The organism is Micromonospora sp. L5, from assembly GCF_000177655.2.
Classification (GTDB): domain Bacteria; phylum Actinomycetota; class Actinomycetes; order Mycobacteriales; family Micromonosporaceae; genus Micromonospora; species Micromonospora aurantiaca.
Genome location: NC_014815.1, coordinates 5645548 through 5663656 on the forward strand (window position 1 = coordinate 5645548; position 18109 = coordinate 5663656).

Annotated in this window: 18 protein-coding genes; 10 read left to right on the plus strand and 8 right to left on the minus strand. The window is 71.6% G+C overall.

From position 1 onward, the window contains the following. Positions 1-50 precede the first annotated feature (50 nt). On the plus strand, positions 51-3077 hold the full coding sequence (locus ML5_RS26040) for a Tn3 family transposase (RefSeq protein ID WP_013476799.1): 3027 nt from the start codon (positions 51-53) through the stop codon (positions 3075-3077). A gap of 106 nt (positions 3078-3183) precedes the next feature. On the opposite strand, the gene ML5_RS26045 is transcribed toward ML5_RS26040, so the two are convergent. Next, entirely contained in the window at positions 3184-4041 is an 858-nt protein-coding gene (locus ML5_RS26045) for an SDR family oxidoreductase (RefSeq protein WP_013476800.1), read from the minus strand. Positions 4042-4166: 125 nt separating this feature from the next. On the opposite strand from ML5_RS26045, the gene ML5_RS26050 reads away from it, so the two are divergent. The 3 genes from ML5_RS26050 (at position 4167) to ML5_RS26060 (ending at position 6533) form a co-directional block, all read left to right on the plus strand. Beyond that, positions 4167-4571, plus strand: a complete 405-nt coding sequence (locus tag ML5_RS26050; RefSeq protein ID WP_013476801.1) for a helix-turn-helix domain-containing protein — start codon at positions 4167-4169, stop codon at positions 4569-4571. Between the two features lie 145 nt (positions 4572-4716). Next, positions 4717-5472, plus strand: a complete 756-nt coding sequence (locus ML5_RS26055) for a recombinase family protein (protein WP_049800157.1) — start codon at positions 4717-4719, stop codon at positions 5470-5472. Positions 5473-5996: 524 nt separating this feature from the next. After that, positions 5997-6533, plus strand: coding sequence for a DUF1062 domain-containing protein (locus ML5_RS26060; RefSeq protein ID WP_235437602.1), 537 nt, complete (start codon positions 5997-5999; stop codon positions 6531-6533). Positions 6534-6576: 43 nt separating this feature from the next. Here ML5_RS26060 and ML5_RS26065 read toward each other — a convergent pair whose 3' ends face one another. Further along, positions 6577-7764: a macrolide family glycosyltransferase gene (locus tag ML5_RS26065; RefSeq protein ID WP_013476804.1), complete on the minus strand. Its 1188-nt coding sequence runs from the start codon at positions 7762-7764 to the stop codon at positions 6577-6579. Positions 7765-7876: 112 nt separating this feature from the next. Here ML5_RS26065 and ML5_RS26070 point away from each other — a divergent pair, with 112 nt between their 5' ends. Further along, positions 7877-8470, plus strand: a complete 594-nt coding sequence (locus tag ML5_RS26070; protein ID WP_013476805.1) for a TetR/AcrR family transcriptional regulator — start codon at positions 7877-7879, stop codon at positions 8468-8470. Here the strand turns inward: ML5_RS26070 and ML5_RS26075 are convergent. Then, positions 8450-9196, minus strand: a complete 747-nt coding sequence (locus ML5_RS26075; RefSeq protein WP_013476806.1) for an SDR family oxidoreductase — start codon at positions 9194-9196, stop codon at positions 8450-8452. The two genes, ML5_RS26070 and ML5_RS26075, sit on opposite strands and share 21 nt — an antisense overlap. Before the next feature lie 231 nt (positions 9197-9427). Between ML5_RS26075 and ML5_RS26080 the strand changes: the two genes are divergently transcribed. Beyond that, positions 9428-10150, plus strand: coding sequence for a hypothetical protein (locus tag ML5_RS26080; RefSeq protein WP_225319580.1), 723 nt, complete (start codon positions 9428-9430; stop codon positions 10148-10150). Between the two features lie 32 nt (positions 10151-10182). On the opposite strand, the gene ML5_RS26085 is transcribed toward ML5_RS26080, so the two are convergent. Both ML5_RS26085 and ML5_RS26090 read right to left on the minus strand, forming a co-directional pair. Beyond that, positions 10183-11040 (minus strand): MBL fold metallo-hydrolase, encoded by an 858-nt coding sequence (locus tag ML5_RS26085; protein WP_013476808.1) that lies wholly within the window; start codon positions 11038-11040, stop codon positions 10183-10185. A 55-nt stretch (positions 11041-11095) separates the two neighbouring features. Further along, the gene (locus ML5_RS26090) at positions 11096-12055 is read right to left on the minus strand and encodes a TerC family protein (RefSeq protein WP_013476809.1); all 960 of its coding nucleotides are present in this window, start codon (positions 12053-12055) and stop codon (positions 11096-11098) included. A 234-nt stretch (positions 12056-12289) separates the two neighbouring features. On the opposite strand from ML5_RS26090, the gene ML5_RS26095 reads away from it, so the two are divergent. After that, complete coding sequence (locus tag ML5_RS26095) at positions 12290-13066, plus strand: class I SAM-dependent methyltransferase (protein WP_013476810.1); 777 nt, start codon at positions 12290-12292, stop codon at positions 13064-13066. Next, positions 13063-13629, plus strand: a complete 567-nt coding sequence (locus ML5_RS26100; RefSeq protein ID WP_013476811.1) for a maleylpyruvate isomerase N-terminal domain-containing protein — start codon at positions 13063-13065, stop codon at positions 13627-13629. The genes ML5_RS26095 and ML5_RS26100 overlap by 4 nt, the downstream gene beginning before the upstream one ends. A gap of 6 nt (positions 13630-13635) precedes the next feature. Here ML5_RS26100 and ML5_RS26105 read toward each other — a convergent pair whose 3' ends face one another. Next, complete coding sequence (locus ML5_RS26105; RefSeq protein WP_013286306.1) at positions 13636-14106, minus strand: DUF1992 domain-containing protein; 471 nt, start codon at positions 14104-14106, stop codon at positions 13636-13638. A 129-nt stretch (positions 14107-14235) separates the two neighbouring features. On the opposite strand from ML5_RS26105, the gene ML5_RS26110 reads away from it, so the two are divergent. Beyond that, a complete protein-coding gene (locus tag ML5_RS26110) occupies positions 14236-14622 on the plus strand; it encodes a YkvA family protein (RefSeq protein WP_013476812.1) in 387 nt (128 codons plus the stop codon). A gap of 19 nt (positions 14623-14641) precedes the next feature. On the opposite strand, the gene ML5_RS26115 is transcribed toward ML5_RS26110, so the two are convergent. Then, a complete protein-coding gene (locus tag ML5_RS26115) occupies positions 14642-15178 on the minus strand; it encodes a GNAT family N-acetyltransferase (RefSeq protein ID WP_013476813.1) in 537 nt (178 codons plus the stop codon). A 128-nt stretch (positions 15179-15306) separates the two neighbouring features. Here ML5_RS26115 and ML5_RS26120 point away from each other — a divergent pair, with 128 nt between their 5' ends. Continuing rightward, complete coding sequence (locus ML5_RS26120; protein WP_013286303.1) at positions 15307-15957, plus strand: LysE family translocator; 651 nt, start codon at positions 15307-15309, stop codon at positions 15955-15957. Positions 15958-16007: 50 nt separating this feature from the next. Here the strand turns inward: ML5_RS26120 and ML5_RS26125 are convergent, their stop codons facing one another. Next, on the minus strand, positions 16008-18008 hold the full coding sequence (locus tag ML5_RS26125) for a beta-galactosidase (protein WP_013476814.1): 2001 nt from the start codon (positions 18006-18008) through the stop codon (positions 16008-16010). Between the last annotated feature and the right edge of the window lie 101 nt (positions 18009-18109).

An 18109-nucleotide genomic window follows, 5' to 3' on the forward strand; every position in this document is an offset into this window, starting at 1 on the left:
CCCTAGCGTCCCGTCCCGTTTGGTGACGATCGATACTCAGGCGGTGGTTCGTGGCGACTCAGGATGTGTTCTCGGCGGAGGAACTGGCGCGGCTTCGGGGCTTCCCGGAGATCAACCGGGCGGAGCTGATCCGGTACTTCACGTTGACCGGTGCGGACGAGGCGTTCGTGCGCCAGTTCCGGACCGGCCGCAACGTGCTGGGCGTGGCGGTCCAGCTGTGCACGCTGCCGTGGCTCGGGTTCGTGCCCGATGAGGTGGCGCTGGCGCCTGACGCCGCGGTAGGCCGGCTGTCGCAGCGGCTCGGGATCGCGATGGGCGAGCTGCGCGGGTACGGCGAGCGGGAGCAGACCCGCACGGATCATCTGCGGGAGGTAGCCGGCTACGCCGGCTGGCGGGTGATGGACACCGCCGAGTGGAAGGACCTCGACGAGTTCCTGTTCGCCCGGGCGATGGAGCACGACTCGCCGAAGCTGCTGTTCCGGCTGGCCTGCGAGTACCTACTCTCGTCGCGGGTGCTCCGGCCCGGGGTAATCCTGCTGCTGCGCCGGGTGGCCGCGGCCCGGGCCCGTGCCCGGACCGAGACGTGGATTCGGGTGAAGCACCTGCTGTCCGACCGGCGGTGCGCCGAGCTGGATCTGCTGCTGGTCCCGGACGCCTATCTCGGCCGCACGCCGTTGGCGTGGCTGGGAGTGTGGCCGACGTCGTCGAGCCCGGCCGCGGTGAAGACGGAGCTGGAGAAGCTGGCCTACCTGCGCCGCCTCGACGCGCACACCCTCGATCTGTTGATGCTCCCGACCGAGCGGCGCAGGTTCCTGGCCGGGGTCGGCCGGCGGCTGACCGGGCAGGCGTTGCAGCGGCGCGAGCCGGAGCGCCGGTACCCGATCCTGCTCACGCTGCTGTCGCAGTCGGCCGTCGACGTGCTCGACGAGACGCTGCTGCTGTTCGACCAGGCGATCAGCGGCCGGGAGGCCGCGGCGAAGCAGAAGGTCGCCGACGCCCTGGCCGAGCGGGCCAAGGGCGGCGAGAACCGGCAGGCGCTGCTGGACGAGATCCTGACCATCGTGCTCGACACCGCGATCGGTGACGAGCAGATCGGCGCCATGCTGCGCACCAGCATCGGCCTGGACCGGATGCGCGCGGCGTGGGCCGAGCGCCGCGAGCGGCTGCCGCGCGACCACGGGCAGCTGAGCATGCTCGACGCGTCGATGTCGTACCTGCGCCAGTTCGCCCCGGCCGTCCTCGGCGCGGTCCAGTTCGACGGCGGGCCGGGCACCGAGCAGCTGCTGCAGGCGGTGAGCATGCTGACCGAGTTGTACGCCACCGGCGCCCGCAAGGTGCCGGCCGGCACCCCGGTGGGTTTCGTGCCGACGAAGTGGGCCGGCTACCTGGTCGCCGCAGAGCAGGCCGGCGACGTCACCGCGTACCGCCGGTACTGGGAGTTGGCCGTGCTGGTCGGCCTGCGCGACGGGCTGCGCTCCGGCGACGTGTTCGTGCCCGGCTCGCGCCGGTACGCCGATCCGGCGTCGTTCCTGCTCACCCCGCAGACGTGGGCGCCGCAGAAGGTGGAATTCTGTCACCTGGTCGGCAAACCGGTCGAGGCCGCCGACGCGCTCGCGGCGGCCGGCGACGAGCTGCACACCGCTCTGGCCGATCTGGAGACTCAGCTGGCCAAGGGCAACCCGGGCGAGGTCCGGCTGACCGACGACGGTGAGCTGATCATCCCGCCGCTGACCGCCGAGGCCGTGCCCGCCGAGGCCGATGCGCTGCGCGCGGAGCTGGCCGGGATGCTGCCGCGGGTGCCGATCGCCTCGGTGCTGGTCGAGGTCGACGCCCGGACCGGATTCACCGACCACCTCATGCACGCCGGCGGGAAGGTCGCCCGGCCGGCGGAGCTGAAACGCAACCTGATGTACGTGATCATCGCGGAGGCCACGAACATGGGCCTGTCCGCGATGGCCGAGTCCTGCGGCGTGCCGTACGACGTGCTCGCCTGGACCGCCGAGTGGTACTTCCGCCCGGAAACCCTGGAGGCGGCCAACGTCGCGGTGGTCAACTACCACCACCGGCTGCCGCTGACCCGAGCGTTCGGTTCGGGCACCCTGTCTTCCTCGGACGGGCAGCGGTTCCCGGTCAAGGGCAAGTCCATCACCGCCCGGCACCTGTCGCGGTACTTCGCCCGCGGGCAGGGCGTGTCCACCTACACCCACGTCTCCGATCAGCACTCGACGTTCGACACGAAGGTGATCGTCGCGACCGCGCCGGAGTCGCATTACGTGCTCGACGGGCTGCTGGGCAACGAGACCGACCTGCCGACCTTCGAGCACGCCACCGACACCCACGGTGCGACCCTGGCGAACTTCGCCCTGTTCGACCTGGTCGGTAAGCAGCTCTCGCCGCGGATCCGCGACCTGGGGAAGATCACTCTGTACCGGACCGGGCCCCGCGCCGACTTCCTCGACCGGTACCCGCGTGCCGGGGCGCTGCTGACCCGGCGGCTGAACCTGGACCTGGTCACGGATATGTGGGATGACCTGCTGCGCGTCGCCGCGAGCGTGCAGGGCGGGCATGCCACCGCGGCGCTGGTGGTCGGGAAGCTGTGCTCGAGCAAGCGGCAGCAGAATGCGCTGACCAGCGCGATCAAAGAGTACGGGGCGTTGCGCCGTACGGTCTACGCCGCCCGGTATCTGGCGGACGAGACGTATCGGCGGCGCATCGCCCGGCAGCTGAACAAGGGCGAGAACCTGCACGCCCTGCGCCGCTCGCTGGCCTACGCCGGCGAGGGAGCGCTGCGGCGCCGGCACCACGAGCAGCAGACCGAGCAGATGTGGTGCCTGACCCTGGCCACCAACGCGATCGTCTGCTGGTCCACCGAATACCACGGCCTCGGCGTGGCCGCCCTGCGCCGGACCGGCCGCGACGTCGACGACGAGGTCCTCGCGCACATCTGGCCGACCCACCACGAGAACGTGCACTTCTACGGCACCCACTCCGTCGACATCGACGGCGAACTCGCCCAGCTCGACACCGACGGCTATCGGCCGCTACGGCTGGCCGATGCCGCCCCAGCGAGCAGCTGACCGTGCATCGGGTTCAACCGGGGCTCGCTCTGACTGCGGCCCGTGAGCAACGACGGGGTGGACGTCGTAATCGACGCCCACCCCGTTCGCTCGTGCTGCGGCCGGTTCAGGCGGTCTTGACCGCCGCGGCGACGGCGTCGGCGAGCGGCGTGCTCGGGCGTCCGATGAGTCGCTGCAGGTCGGTGCTGGGGGTGAACTGTTCGCCGCGGCTGATGCCGAGGTCGGAGTCGACCAGCAGGGCGGCGAACGGCGCGGGCACCCCGGCGCCGACCAGCACCTCGGTGTACGCCTCGGCAGGCAGGTTCTGGTAGGTCACCGGCTTGCCGCTCTGGGTGGCGACCTCGGCGGCGAGCTCGGTCATGGTGTAGGGCGTGCCGCCGAGTTCGTACACGGCGCCGTCATGACCGTCGGTGGTCAGTACGACGGCCGCGGCGGCGGCGAGGTCGGCGCGGGTGGCGCCGGAGATCTTGCCGTCGCCCGCGGAGCCGGCGAGCGTTCCGTACTGCAGCGCGGTGGCGAGGTTGTCGGTGGTGTTCTCGATGTACCAGCCGTTGCGTAGGAAGACGTACGGCACGCCGGACTCGCGGATCATCGCCTCGGTGGTCTTGTGGTCCTCGGCGAGGATCGTGCTGTTGGTCTCGGCGCGCAGGGTGCTGGTGTACGCGATCAGCTGGACGCCGGCAGCCTTCGCGGCCTGTACGGCGTTGGTGTGCTGCTGCAGGCGCTGGCCGACCTCGTTGCCGGAGATCAGCAGCAGTTTGTCGGTGCCGGCGAACGCCGTGGCGAGGGTCTCGGGCCGGGAGTAATCGGCCTCGCGCACCTGAACGCCACGCTCGGCGAGGTCCGTGGCCTTGTCCGGGTTCCGCACGGCGGCCACGATCTCGCCGGCGGGCACACCGCGCTGCAGCAGGTCCTCGATGACGAGGCGGCCCAGGTGACCGGTGGCGGCGGTGACAGTGATCATTTCGGTTCTCCCGATGTCGGTTGGCGAACTGCCTGCCACCAGAATGCACTAACTTTGAGAAAGTGCCAACCTTGGGTGAGCACCGTCATTGCTGGGGGTACGTTCCAGCAGCTACCGTCATAGGCATGTCCAGCACTGCATCGCGAGACACCGCAGCCGATCCGATCGACGACCTGATCGTCGATGTGTTCAACCGCGCGTGTCCGTCGCGCCAGACGATGGAGACCGTTGTCGGCAAGTGGGGGACGCTGGCCCTGGTCGCCCTCACCGAGGGCTCCTACCGATTCAACGCCCTACGCCGCCGGGTCGACGGGGTAAGCGAGAAGATGCTCGCGCAGACCCTGCACGCCCTGGAACGCGACGGCCTGGTCACCCGCGACGTGCAAGCCACCATCCCGCCCCGGGTGGAATACACACTCACCGCCCCGGGCGCCCGCATCGCCGCCACGCTGCGCGCCCTGCTTGACGCGATCGAAGCCGAGATCCCCGCGGTCATGACCGCACGCGAGGACTACGACCGGCGGCACTGACCCTCGCCCTCGGTGCGCGACCAGCCTCGGGTCGCGGTGTCCGGGAATCGATCGTTTCCCGGACAAGATCGAGAACTGCCGTCTGGGCAGGTCAACCATGTCCGAAAAAGCCGTCCGGAAAGTCGGTGTGTCCAACAAGGCGAACATGGGTTTCTCGGACACCCTGGATGACGTGACCGCCATCCCCGCCTCCACCGACGACCTGTTGCTGCCGACCCCGCTTGCCGGCGTGCTCGTCGGCTACGGCCGCGTCTCCACCCGCGAGCAGAACCTCGCCCGCCAGCAAGCCGCGCTCACCGCGGCCGGCTGCGCTAAGTGCTTCTTCGACAAGGCCAGCGGCAAGAACGCCGACCGGCCCGAGCTGAACAAGGTGTTCGAGTACATCCGACCCGGCGACGCGCTCACCGTCGTCTCCCTCGACCGGCTCGGCCGCTCCCTGGAAGACCTGATCACCATCGTCGGCCGGCTCAAGCGCCTCGGCGTCGGCTTCCAGTCTCTGCACGAGAAGCTCGACACCACCACCCCGGGCGGCATGTTCGTCTTCCACGTCTTCGCCGCCCTGGCCGAGTTCATCCGCACCATCATCGTGGCCAACACCAACGAGGGCCTGGCCGCCGCTCGCGCCCGTGGGCAGCAACTCGGCCGGCCGCCGGCGATGACCCCGGAAAAGATCGCGTACGCGCTGCAGCTGCTCGGCGAGCCCGACCGGACGATGACCTCGATCGCCAAACTGCTCGGCGTCTCCCGCAGCACCCTCTACACCGCGCTGCCCGAGCTGCAGGCCGCCAAGCGCGACCGCAGCGGGTTGGACGACGTCCTCGCCCGACTACCGCCGGACTCGCGGCCTGGGCCGCCGACGGTCGACCAGCACGACACCCTACTCGGCCGGGCCGGGCAGTGAACCTTCTGATCTCGAATCCCACGGAACGGGATCACGGAAAACGGCGAAGCGGCCCCCTGGACAGTTGCCCACTTGAGACAGCTCTCCAGGTAGACGCCTAGATCAACTGCTTAGCGTTGTTTTTGGTCTGGAAGCTACGGACGGGCCTTCTTGCGGTCACGCAGGCCGGGGCGGCTCTGATCCGGGGTCACGCGACGACACTACGAGCGATCTTGCAGACAGTGCAAACTTTTAGTGAGTGAAGTGATGGGCGCCGCACCGCACCGGCGCCGGAAAACGGGTTGAGAGCGGTTCCGGACGTCCCGTACGTTTCCCGCACTCCTGTCGCAGCGAAGAAGGACGACTCCGCGTGACCCCTCCTGCTCTCTAGAACCTGACACGTTCCCCACGCCTGCAGCCGGCCGTTGCGCGCCGGCTCCCCGGGCTGCCCTCGCGCGCCCGGCCACAGCGTCCGAGGCCGCGCGTGATCGGCCTCGCGTCAGGTCTTCAGAGATCAGGTCTCCATGTCATCCCAACCGCATATCGTGCTGCCCTGGGTCGTACGCCGGACCCGCCTTCCGCTGCTGTCGCTGCGCTGCGCCGTCTGCCGGGCCGAGTCGGCCACCGCCGCCAAGGGCCGGTTCCGCGTCAACGCCAACGGCAAGCTGCTGGACGTGTGGCTGCTCGTCCGGTGCGTGTCCTGCGACCGCACCGTCAAGCTCACCGTCCGCGAGCGGGCGACCGTCAGCTCGTTCGATCCCGCCGAGCTGCACGGCCACCACGTCAACGATCCCGCCCTGGTGGCGGCCACACTGCTGGATCCGGCGTTCGCCCGGCGCTGCCGCTTCACCCTGGACTGGACGGACGCGTGGACGCTGGACGCGCCCACGGTGCCGCTGGACCGGTGGCCGGTCCAGGTGGACGTCACCTTCGAGGATCCGGTGCCGGTACGCCCGGACCGGCTCATCGCTCGCCGGTTCGGCCTCACCCGGTCCGAGGTGCTGCGTCGAGTCAAGTGCGACATCCCGCTCAAGCGTCCGACGAGCACCGCCTTCACCTTCACCGTGCTGGCGGAGGACTGACCGGGGCGTGGTCGCGGCGGCACCCGGCCGCCGCGACCACGCATCACCCGCCGCTCGCCGTGACGAGTTCGGCCTCGATCAGATCGGCGGCCCGGTCGGCGCCGCCGGCGGCGCGGGCCTGCCGCTTCAGCTCGGCACTACGCGCCACCACGGCGGGGTCCGCGGTGAGGGCGAGCAGCGTCTCGCGCAGCTCCGCGGCGGTGACGGTGGCCGAGTCGACGACCCGGGCGACGCCGAGGGATGCCAGCTGCTCGGCGTTCGCGAACTGGTCGGCCGCCTGCGGTACGGCGATCATCGGCGTCCCGCAGTAGAGACCTTCGCTGCTGCCGCCCATGCCGGCATGGGTGACGAAGGCATCCGCCTGCTCCAGTACGGCCAGCTGCGGCACCCACCGGTGCACCTCGACGCTGTCCGGAACGGGGCCGAGCTCGGCGGAATCGACGTGCTTGCCGATCTGGAGAACCGTGTGCCAGCCGGGCAGGTCACCGAACGCGGCGATGCAACGGCGGTAGAACTCGAGCTGCCGGGTGAAGGCGGAGCCGAGCGAGACGAGCAGCACCTTGTCTGCGCGCGCCGGTCGTACCCAGGAGCCCTGGTCGGAGCGGTCGCCCAGGACCGGGCCGACGAAGCTGTAGACCGACCGGTCCACGCGGTCGGCGTTCGGCTGGAGCGCCTCCGGCGGCAGGACGAGGCTGCGCACCGGCCGCCCCTGGAACGCCATGCTGTCGGTGACCGACGAACCCTCAGCGGTCAGCCACGCCGTGAACCGCTGGTAGTAGTCGGCGCCGCGCGGATCTGCCCGCATCGCCTCCACGGCGGGCGCCATCTCCTGCTCGTAGCCGTCCCAGGCGACGAACGTCGAGGACAGCTGGACGGCCGGGATCCCCCACTGCTCGCCGAGCAGCCGCGCCGGCGCGCCGGCGATGTCGTAGAGGAACAGGTCCGGCCGGTCGTCGGCGTAGGCGGTCCGTAGCTGCGGCAGCATGGCGACGGCGTCGTCGAGGAAGAGCGTGAGCTGCGCGATCGGGTCGTCGATGCCGGCGCCGCCGTCGGCGGGCAGCGTCGAGGCGTACGGCTTCAGCTCCGCGCCGGTGGCCCGGACGACCTCGGCGAAGGCGGGATCGTTGGCGTAGGTGACCCGGTGGCCGCGCCGCACGAGGGTACTGATGATCTCCAGGCTCGGGTTGACGTGGCCGTGGAACGGAATGCTGACCATGGCGATGTGCGGCACGTGATCTCCTGATCTCCACTGAGACGAGACGTCCCGTCTCGCTTGCCAAAGAAGAGCACGGCGCGACCGCGCCGTCAAGACGGTACGTCTCGTCTCGCTGTAAGCTCATGGTGTGACCCCGCAGCCCACCCGCCGCAACGAGCAGTCCCGCCGCGCGATCCTCGCCGCCGCGCTGGAGCTGCTGGCCGAGACCGGCTATCCGGCCCTGACCGTCGAGGCGATCGCCGCCCGCGCCGGAGTCGGCAAGCAGACCATCTACCGCTGGTGGCGCGGCAAGGGCGCGGTCATCCTGGACGCGCTCGCCGACGACATGCCGGAGGTCATCGCCCTGCCCGACACCGGTGACCTGCGGGCCGATCTCCGTGAGGTGCTCCGGGCCACTGTCGCCGAGTTCGCCGATCCGCGGCTGTCCGCGACCACCCGCGCCGTCACCATCGAGACTCTCACCGACGAGGAGCTGGCCGACCAGGCGCGCGGCCGGCTGCTCCGCCCCCAGCTGAACGCCGTCCGCGTACGCCTGGAGGCCGCCCGCGAGGCCGGCCAGGTACGCCCCGACGCTCCCCTGGACCAGGTGGTGGAGCTGCTGTTCGGCCCGCTCTACCACCGCTGGCTGCTACGCAACGGCCCGCTGACCGACGACTACGCCGACGGCATCGTCGACCTGGTCGTCGCCGCCGTCACCCCGTCAACGAGCACCCGCGGCTAGCCAGTCGTCGAAGCTGGTCGGCGCGATGCGTGCGCCGTCGCCCGGCAGCAGCACGTTGCCGGACATCGAGGTGCCGAACACGCCCGACCACGTCGGAACAAGCCGGATCCGGCGGCCCCGCGCCTCGTGGGTGCGCCGGGCCATGTCGACGAGATCCTCCGTCGCGGGTCCGGCGATGTCTGCGTGGTGTCCCTGCGGTTCACCGACGGCGACCTCGGCGAGGATGTCGGCGACGTCCCGGGGTGCGATCGGCTGCACCAGCAGCGGTGCGACGGTGGCGACGCCGTCGCGTTCGGTCCAGCCGGTGACCATGGCGGCGAAGTCGTGGAACTGGGTGGCCGGGACGATCGTCCACGGCACCGGCCCGCCTTCGACCAGTCGCTCCTGTTCCCGCTTGCCCGCGTAGTGGGCGTTGTCGTCGACCCGGTGGATGCCGACGATCGACAGCAGCACGTGATGCCGTACGCCGGCGCGCCGCTCGGCCGCCAGCAGGTTGCGCGTGAGGCCGCCCAGGTACGCCATCGTCTCGGAACGATCGCCCGCCGCCACGTTCGTCGTGTCGACGACCGCCTCCACGCCGGCGAGCGCCTCGTCCAGCCCGGTGCCCGTCGTCAGATCCACGCCCAGAGAGCGGCTGATGCGCACGACGTCGTGGCCCTGCCGCTCCAACGCGGCGACGGTCAGTGCCCCGATCCGGCCCGTCGCTCCCGCAACCGCGATCCGCATCGCCATCGGCCTCCTCTCGGATGCGTCCGCCTCACCGTAGTCGGCGAAACGGGCCGAGGCGCTCCCGCATCGCGTGCGCGCACATAACTGTCATTATGGTGCACCACCTATTCGTCCTATTTGACCGTTCGTATTAGGCAATTGGTGTTACCGGTAATCCGGTAATTAGCGTCGGCGAAGCCCTCGGCGAGCCGGACGGTGGCAGCTCCCGCACTGCTCGACAATCCACGTGTGACGAAGACTTCCCTCGCGCGACAGATGGCCGGCTTGCCTCCCGCGCTGCACTACTACGTGGTGTACGACGGTGTCGGCGCGCCGGAAGGGCTGTTGGTCGAGGAGTTCCTGCTCGCGGCGGACCACTCCTCCGCCGGGCTGGTGAGCGGTGGCTGGACTCGTCCCGAGAGCCGCTGGCACGAGGCGTCGGCCACCAGCCGGCGCCTACGCGTGGACGCCGCGTTGCGCAAGCGGGTGACGCCCGTCGGCCGGTCCGCGGCGGCGGCGCTCTATCGGGACCTCTGCGGTGAGGACCTGCCGGACGAAGGCGCGCTGCGGGAGTGCTTCGGCACCCCTCCGGCTCCGCCGCCGTCCCCCTTGCGGTTGAACGACTCCGGGCCCCGGCCAGGGTTCCGCGAGACGCGCGTCTACCGGATCCTGTTCGCCGGCGAGTTGAGCCCGGACGGTCTCGCGGCACTCAGCGAGGCCTGGCAGATGCCGATCACCGGCGACCCGGCGGATCCCGAGACGCGCATCCTGGGCGCGGTACGCCGTCAGGTCTCCGGCGACGCCTTCCGCTGGGATCTGCGCCGGGTCGCCGCAGGTGCCGCCTGGGCACTGGACGTGACCTGCGACCTTCTCGGGGAACGCGACGAAGCGGCCGGTGTGCTGCTGCACGGTCTGACGACGCAGGTGCGCCGGCAGGGGATGGTTCCCGTCACGGTCGACCGGTTCCGCTGACGCCCCGCCGGTGAACACGACGGCCGCGCGCCCTACCTCGCGAACGGCCTGATCACCTCGAAGGGCTCGGGGAACCGCACGGGGATCCGGGTCTCCTCACTCTTGCGGTCGAGGAACGCCTTCGTCACGGCGAACCTGTCGAAGATCGCCGGCAGCGGGCGCAGCCTGCGGTCCAGCGACACGAAGAAGTTGTCCCAGTGGATCGGCACGATGAGGTCGGGCCGGGTCGCTTCCACCACGTGCCGCCAGTAGTCGCTCTGGAACCGCTGCGGCTGAACCCCCAGGGCACCTATCGCGAGGTAGAGGACGTCGACGTCGAGTCCGTCGAACTTGCCCGGCACGAAGTTGGCACTCGGATGGATCAGCAGCGAGCCGCCGGGGTGGGTGATGAGGAAGGACAAGCACCCGCCGTCGCGGTAACTGCTCGCCCGTACCGGCGGGACCAGCGGCTCCTCGATCGTGCCCGGAAACCTGTTGTCCGGGCTGTGGACGCCGGCGAGCACGCGCACGGTGAACGCGCCGATCCTGTGCTCGTCGCCGTCCGCGATGCACGTCATCGACTCCTCGGCGAGACCCGCGCCGCGTCCCATGTTGAGAGTCGACTCGGAGCCGAACAGCCGTCCGCCGAGATGCTTGACGACCTCGGGGGCATCCATGGCGTGGTCGTAGTGGGAATGGGAGACGAAGAGGGCGTCGAGAAGGGTGACGCCGGCTCGGGAGAGAGCGCGGGTGATCCGCCCGAGGTCGGGGGCGACGCGGCCCAGTGCGACGCGGAGCAGTGAGGGCCTGCTCAGGAAGCCGTCGATCAGGATGCCGGACGCCCCGTCGGACAGGTAGACGGTCGTGGTGCCGAAGAAGACGGCTTCGACAGACGCCCCGCTGGAGCCCATGCGCAGATGGTAGTGCGCCCATGGGCTCCAGCGGCGGTACCGCGGGGGCGGAGGATCAGCGCGCCGAACTCGCCGGGGAGTCGGCGCCGTCGAGCGCCCCGGCGCCCCGGGTGCTGCGCAGGCTCCACCCGATCGACACCGCGATCGTCACCACGATCACGCCGAGGGTGACCGGGATGGGCAGCTTGCCGACCGGCGTCTCCGAGAGGATCAACTTGACGCCCGCGAAGGCGAGCAGGACGGCCAGGCCGTAGTGCAGGTGCACGAAGCGGCGCAGCAGCCCCGCGAGGCAGAAGTAGAGGCTGCGCAGGCCGAGGATGGCGAAGGCGTTGGCGGTCCAGACGATGAACGTGCTGGTGGTGATGGCCAGGATCGCGGCGACACTGTCGACGGCGAAGATCAGATCGGTGGCCTCGACCGCGATCAGGACCACGAACAGCAGAGTCGCCACCCGCTTGCCGTCGACCCGGGTGAAGAACCTGTCGCCGTGATAGGCCGGGTCGGTCGGCATGACCTTGCGGACCAGCCGGACGACCGGGTTGCGGTCCGGCGGGGTCTGTTCGTCGTGGCGGAACGCCATCTTGTATCCGGTGTAGACGAGGAACGCGCCGAACACGTACGCGGTCCAGAAGAACGTCTCGAGCAGCTCGGCGCCGACGAAGATGAAGACCAGCCGGAAGACCAGGGCGCCGATGACACCCCAGAACAGCACCTTGTGCTGGAACGCGGCCGGCACGGCGAAGTAGGTGAAGATCAGCGCGAAGACGAAGACGTTGTCGATCGACAGCGCCTTCTCGATCAGGTAGCCGGCGTAGTAGGTGCCGGCCATGTCACCGCCCTGCCAGGCCCAGAGGACGACGCCGAAGAGCAGGCCGGCGGCGATCCAGATGCCGGACCAGACCGCTGCCTCACGGAAGCCGATGACGTGGTTGTCGCGGTGCAGGAACAGATCGACGGCGAGCATCGCCGCGATCGCCAGCATGAGTACGGCCCAGATCCACCAGGACACGGACATGACGAAGGGGACCTTTCGCCCGGGGCCGGCACACCCGAGGTGTTCCGGCGCTGCTGGACGAAGGTCTCCCCGGGCCACCCGTAGCGGTGGCTGCACCGCCGGGATCCGGATGGGCCGGGCCCGTACTGACGGCGGTGCGTGGATCGTCGGGTACTCCCCCTCGAACTACGATTGATTATTCACGAAGCACAGTTCGTGCGTCAAGGGGGAGCCGGCCGTCGATAGGGTGACCGGATGGACGAAGACGCACGACGCCGGCACTCGTCGTCGTTCGGCGCGGCGGCCACCGCGTACGCCGAACACCGCCCGGACTATGCGCACGCCGCCCTGCGATGGGCCCTCGAACCCGCACCCGGCGTGCGGGTGCTCGACCTCGGCGCGGGCACCGGCAAGCTCACCGCCACCCTGGCCGAGGTGAGCGACGACGTCACGGCCGTGGAGCCGGACCCGGCGATGCTCGCCGAACTCCGCCGCACACTGCCGGACGTACGTGCGCTCGCCGGCAGCGCCGAGGCGATCCCCCTGCCGGACTCCTCCGTCGACGCCGTCGTTGCCGGCAACGCCATGCACTGGTTCGACATGGCCGTGGCCGGGCCGGAGATCGCCCGGGTCCTCGCGCCCGGCGGAGTCCTGGCCGGACTGTGGAACGTCGTGGACGACCGGGTCGACTGGGTCGCGGGGCTCGCGGCGGTCAGCGGAAGCGCCGCCATCGGCCCCCGGGACACGCCCGCGAGCTGGCGCGCCGCGACGGCGACCATGCACCTGCCGAAGACGGGCGAGGCCCGGTTCGGCTCGCCCGAGCAGGCGGAGTTCCCGCACGGGCAGCGCCGTACCGCCGACTCGCTCGTGGCGACGCTCGCCACCCGGGCCGGGATGCTGGTCATGCCGGAACGGGAACGTACGGAGACGCTCGACCGCATCCGCGCCTACCTGGCGAGCCGGCCGGAGACGGCCGACGGGGAGTTCACGCTCCCGATGCTCACCTGCGTACTGCGGGTGTGGCGCAGGTGAACGGCGCGGATGTCCGGTCCGCCGCCGCCGCGATGACCGCCGTGCTGCGGCCCGCCGTCGACCGCGACTGGACGGTACGCGCGCGCGACCTGGACTGGTCCTGCTGGACCACCGCCGCGCACGTCGCGCACGACCTGGTCGCGTACGCCGGTCAGGTGTCCGGCCGGCCCGACGGCGGCTACCTCCCGTTCGACCTGCGGGTACGCGCCGACGCCGCGCCCGCCGAGGTGCTCACTGTCGCGGCGGCCGCGGCCGGGATGCTCGCCGCCACCATCGACGCGGCGAGCCCGGACGACCGGGCGTGGCACTTCGGCCCCTGCGATCCGGGCGGGTTCGCCGCGATGGGCGTGGCCGAGATCCTGCTGCACACGCACGACCTGACCCGAGGGCTCGGCCTGGACTGGTCGCCACCTGCCGAGTCGTGTGCCCGCGTGGTGCGCCGGTTGTTCCCCGACGCGCCGGGCGGCGACCCGGTGCCGGTGCTGCTGTGGCTGACCGGCCGCGCGCCGCTCGGCGACCGGCCGCGGCGTACCGCGTGGACCTGGCAGGCGGCGCTTCCCTGAGCGCTCTCAGCGACGCCACCAGCGCCAGCGACGGCGCGGGCGGGCCGAGGCCGCACGCTGCGGCTCCGGTGCCGTGACGCCCGGCGCGGCGCGTTCCCGATCGGCGCGCCAGCGGCGCACCGCCTCGTCGACGTTCACCGGGCGGACCACCACGCGTGGCCCGGTCGGGGTACGCAGCCAGGCCACCACCTCGGTGTTGAGCGCCGCCACGTACGACCGGACGGCCTCCTCGGTGGGCAGGTCGCGCAGCTCGGCCGGGAGCTGTTCGATGCGGCGGCGCAACTGGAGCGGGGTGGGCAGCAGCAGGTCGGACGGGATCTGCTCGCGCTCCATGAAGCTGCGGATCCACCAGCCCTCGTCGTAGGGCATGTCACGCCCCGGGATGGGCTTGCCGGCGCCCGGCAGGTTGTCGAACTCGCCGCGCTCCTGGGCCGAGCGGATCTGCGCCTCGACCGCGGCCTCCCAGTCTGTCGTCACCGCCGTCACCTCCCGTACCCACGGTATCCGCCGCCGTCCGACAAGGGTCAGCGTCGCGCGGGGCCGGGCTGTTCCCGGGCGCCGGGCAGGACTGCGGCGTAGCGTGCCCCCGGGGAAAGGGGTGACGGCGTGCGCGACTGGCTCATCGGACTCGCGGTGGCGGCGGTCTGCCTGGTCGGGAGCTGGGCGGTCCTGGTACTGCTGGCCCGGCGCCTGCCGCCGGGGATCCTGCGCGATCTGGCCGCGTTCGTGCCCGACTGCGTGACAGCGGTACGACGGCTTCGCCGCGATCCGCGGGTGCCCCGCCGTGCCCGCGTCGCGATCGTGGTCGCCGGAATCTGGGTGGCCAGCCCGATCGACCTGATCCCGGAGTTCCTGCCGGTGATCGGCCCGCTGGACGACATCGTGGTGGTGGCGCTCGCGTTGCGCTACGCCGCCCGGCAGGTGCCCCGGCAGGTGCTGCTCGACGCGTGGCCGGGCGAGCCGCGGCTGCTGCTGCGCCTGCTCGGCCCGTGAGAGCAGCGGCGGGCCGGTGTCAGGGCAGGTGGCGGACGTGCCGGTGGCCGTCCCGGGGGAACGGCGGGCGGGCCGGCAGCACCTCGGCGAAGACGTACCCGCTCTTCTCCGCCACCCGGCAGGAGGCCGGGTTGTCGACCTGGTGCAGCAGCTCCAGGCGGGTCAGGCCGGTGGCGGCGAACCGGGCGAACGCCCACGCGGTGACCGCCTCCACCGCGCGTGGCGCGACGCCCCGGCCGCGTGCCGGCGCCGCCGTCCAGTAGCCGATCTCGGCGGACGGGCGTCCCGGGCGGACATCCTTGAGCACCACGCAGGCCGCCACCCGGTTCTCCTCCAGCACCGCGAACATGAACCGGTGCCCTGCGGCCCAGCCCTGGTGGCTGCGACGCAGGAACACCTGCGCCTGCGCCGGACCGGTCACCGGATGCCTGGTCCAGGCGCGCAGCACCGGATCCCGGTACGCCTCGATCAGCGCGCCGGCGTCGCCGTCGCGCCACGGGCGCAGCAGCAGGGCGGGTGCGGTCGGGGTGGCCGGCGCGGACAGCACGATCGACATGCGGCAAGTATCACCGCCCTCGACCCGATCACGTGACCCGCGCAACACCCCACCAGCGCCCCACGGGCACCCGCGGACGGCGGCAACCGGCGTAGGGTCCGGTTCACGGTCGGCAACGGGGAGGCGACGTGGTCACTGTCGGCGCGGTCCTGGGAATCGCCCTTGTGGCGCTCGGTCTGGTGCTCACGCCCGGGCCGAACATGGTCTACCTGGTGTCCCGGTCGGTGACGCAGGGGCGGCGGGCCGGGCTGGTGTCGCTGCTCGGCGTGGCCGTCGGCTTCCTGGTCTACCTGGCCGCCGCAGTGGCCGGTATCGCCACCGTGTTCGTGCTGGTCCCGCCGCTGTACACGGCGGTGAAGCTGGCCGGCGCGGCGTACCTGCTGTGGCTGGCCTGGCGGACGCTGCGCCCCGGTGGCGCGTCGGCGTTCACCCCGGCGCCGCTGCCGCCGGACCGGCCCCGGCGCCTGTTCACCATGGGCCTGGTCACCAACCTGCTCAACCCGAAGATCGCCATCCTGTACGTGTCGCTGCTGCCGCAGTTCGTCGACCCGGCGCGCGGGCACGTGGCGGTGCAGAGTCTGCTGCTCGGCCTGACCCAGATCGTCGTGGCGCTGACCGTGAACGCGCTCATCGTGCTGAGCGCCGGTTCGGTGTCGGCGTTCCTCACTCGCAGGCCGGGCTGGGCGCGCGTGCAGCGGTGGGTGATGGGCACGGTGCTGGCGGCGCTCGCGGTGCGGATCGCCGCCGACCGCTCCCGCGCCGCCGTCGCCACCCCCTGACCCGGGGTACGCGCCTCAGCGCCCGAGGACGTCCCGCCGCCAGAGCCGCGTCACGGGGTCTTCTCGCGTACCACCGCCACGCCGCCCGGCGCCACCGTCAACTCGCCGTCGACAGCCGCGCCGGTGAGCAGTTCGAACCCGGCAGCCGGCACCGGCTGCGGCCGGTCGGTGTGGTTGAGCAGGTAGAGCAGGCCGTCGTGGCGGCGTACCGCCTCCACACCCGCGGGCGCGCCGGGGCAGGCCGGGGCCACACCGGCGAGCCGGGCCGCCTCCGCGAGCAGACCGCGGTACGTGTCGTCGTCGGGGCGGGTGGAGACGTACCAGGCGTACGCGTCGCCGACCCGGTTCCGGGTGATCGCGGGACGGCCCGCCGGCACTCCCCCGGCGTACGCGCTGACCGTCTCCGCGCCGGCCGGGTGCACCGTCTCCGACCAGATCCGGCCGGTCCCGCCGCCGGTCAGCGGCACGTGTTCGTCGTCGGCGAGGGGGTGGAACTCCTCCACCCGCACGCCGAGCAGATCCCGGTACGCGCCCGGGTAGCCGCCGAGGCGTACCCGGGCGTGCTCGTCGGCGACGCCGCTGAGCCAGGTCACCAGCAGATGCCCGCCGCCGTGCACGTGCCGGCGTACCCAGTCGACTGTGGCGTCCGAGGCCAGGTAGAGGGCGGGGAGCACGAGGAGCCGGCAATCGTCGAGCGGGACGCCGGGCGGCACCACGTCGGCGGTGACGCCCGCGTGCCACAGGGCCCGGTGCACGGCGGCCGCCTCGCCGGGGTGGTCGAGTCCGTCGCGGGGCATTCCCGGGTGCCGCAGCGCCCAGCCGCTCGCCGCGTCGTACGCGATGGCCACCGCCGCCTGGACGCGGCCCGGCGCGGTCCCGGCGAGCCGGCCCAGCGCGGCGCCCAGGTCGGCGGCCTCGCGGAACACGCGGGTGTCGGCGCCGGCATGCGAGACGACTGCGGAGTGGAAGCGTTCCGCCCCGCCGGCCGGGGCACGCCACTGGAAGAACATCACCCCGGCGGAGCCGCGTGCGACGTGGGCGAGGCTGTGCCGGATCATCCGGCCGGGTTCCTTGGTGTGCATGCGCCCGGCGGTGTGGATCTGGTTGGGCGCGCTCTCCATCAGCAGCCACGGCACCGGCCGTCCGGCGCCGTGACGGGCCCAGCCGCGGGCCAGGTCGGCGGCGAACGCGGTCTGCTCCTCCGCGCCCAGGTCGGTGGCGGACGGGTAGTGGTCGATCGCCACCAGGTCGACCTCGCGCGCCCAGCGGGCGTGGTCGACCGGCACCCAGTCGCCGAGCACGTAGTTGGTGGTGACAGGCACCGCCGGGTTCGCCGCGCGCAGCAGGTCCCGCTGCTCGGTGTACGCGGACAGCAACGTGTCGGACCAGAAGCGGCGGAAGTCGAGCAGCTGGCCGGGGTTGGCGAGGTACTGGGTGGCGCGGGGGGTGCCGACCTGCGCCCAGTCGGAGTAGTGCTGGCTCCAGAAGCTGGTGACCCAGGCGTCGTTCAGCGCGTCGAGGTCGCCGTACCGGGTGATGAGCCAGTGGCGGAACGCCGTCTCGGCGTGCGGGCAGTGGCAGGTGGTGCCGTACTCGTTGTGCACGTGCCACAGCGCGAGCGCCGGGTGGTGTGCGTAGCGGGCGGCGAGCACCTCGGCGATGCCGTGGGCGGCGTCCCGGTACGCGGGCGCGGCGGCGCAGTAGGTGTCCCGGCTGCCGTGGTGCAGGCGTACGCCGTCGGCGGTGAGCGGCAGGGCGTCCGGGTGGCGCAGCGAGAACCAGGGTGGCGGCGACGCGGTGGGGGTGGCCAGGGCGGCCCGGATGCCGGCCGAGTGCAGCAGGTCCAGCACGTCGTCGAGCCAGTCGAGTGTGTAGCGGCCGGGTTCGGGTTCCAGCCGGGACCAGGCGAACACGCCGACGGTGACGAGGTTGACCCCGGCGGCGCGCATCAGGGCGACGTCCTCGCGCCACACGTCGGGCGGCCACTGCTCCGGGTTCCAGTCGCCGCCGTAGCAGAGCCGGCCGTCGTCCCACAGCGCTTTAGTTGGCATCCCGGCCAAAATAGGAACAGGTGAGACGGAAAGTCAATGCCGTCGATCATTGACAGTTAGTTGGGCTTCCAAAGAAACTGGCGGGACCGCCCGTGGACGCC

What these genes read in the sequence shown, in the direction of transcription:
- ML5_RS26045 (WP_013476800.1), bottom strand. Translation starts at nt 4,041, where the DNA reads ATGATCACTGTCACCGCCGCCACCGGTCACCTGGGCCGCCTCGTCATC.
- ML5_RS26050 (WP_013476801.1), top strand. Translation starts at nt 4,167, where the DNA reads ATGTCCAGCACTGCATCGCGAGACACCGCAGCCGATCCGATCGACGAC.
- ML5_RS26055 (WP_049800157.1), top strand. Translation starts at nt 4,717, where the DNA reads ATGGGTTTCTCGGACACCCTGGATGACGTGACCGCCATCCCCGCCTCC.
- ML5_RS26075 (WP_013476806.1), bottom strand. Translation starts at nt 9,196, where the DNA reads ATGCGGATCGCGGTTGCGGGAGCGACGGGCCGGATCGGGGCACTGACC.
- ML5_RS26085 (WP_013476808.1), bottom strand. Translation starts at nt 11,040, where the DNA reads ATGGGCTCCAGCGGGGCGTCTGTCGAAGCCGTCTTCTTCGGCACCACG.
- ML5_RS26090 (WP_013476809.1), bottom strand. Translation starts at nt 12,055, where the DNA reads ATGTCCGTGTCCTGGTGGATCTGGGCCGTACTCATGCTGGCGATCGCG.
- ML5_RS26095 (WP_013476810.1), top strand. Translation starts at nt 12,290, where the DNA reads ATGGACGAAGACGCACGACGCCGGCACTCGTCGTCGTTCGGCGCGGCG.
- ML5_RS26115 (WP_013476813.1), bottom strand. Translation starts at nt 15,178, where the DNA reads ATGTCGATCGTGCTGTCCGCGCCGGCCACCCCGACCGCACCCGCCCTG.
- ML5_RS26125 (WP_013476814.1), bottom strand. Translation starts at nt 18,008, where the DNA reads ATGCCAACTAAAGCGCTGTGGGACGACGGCCGGCTCTGCTACGGCGGC.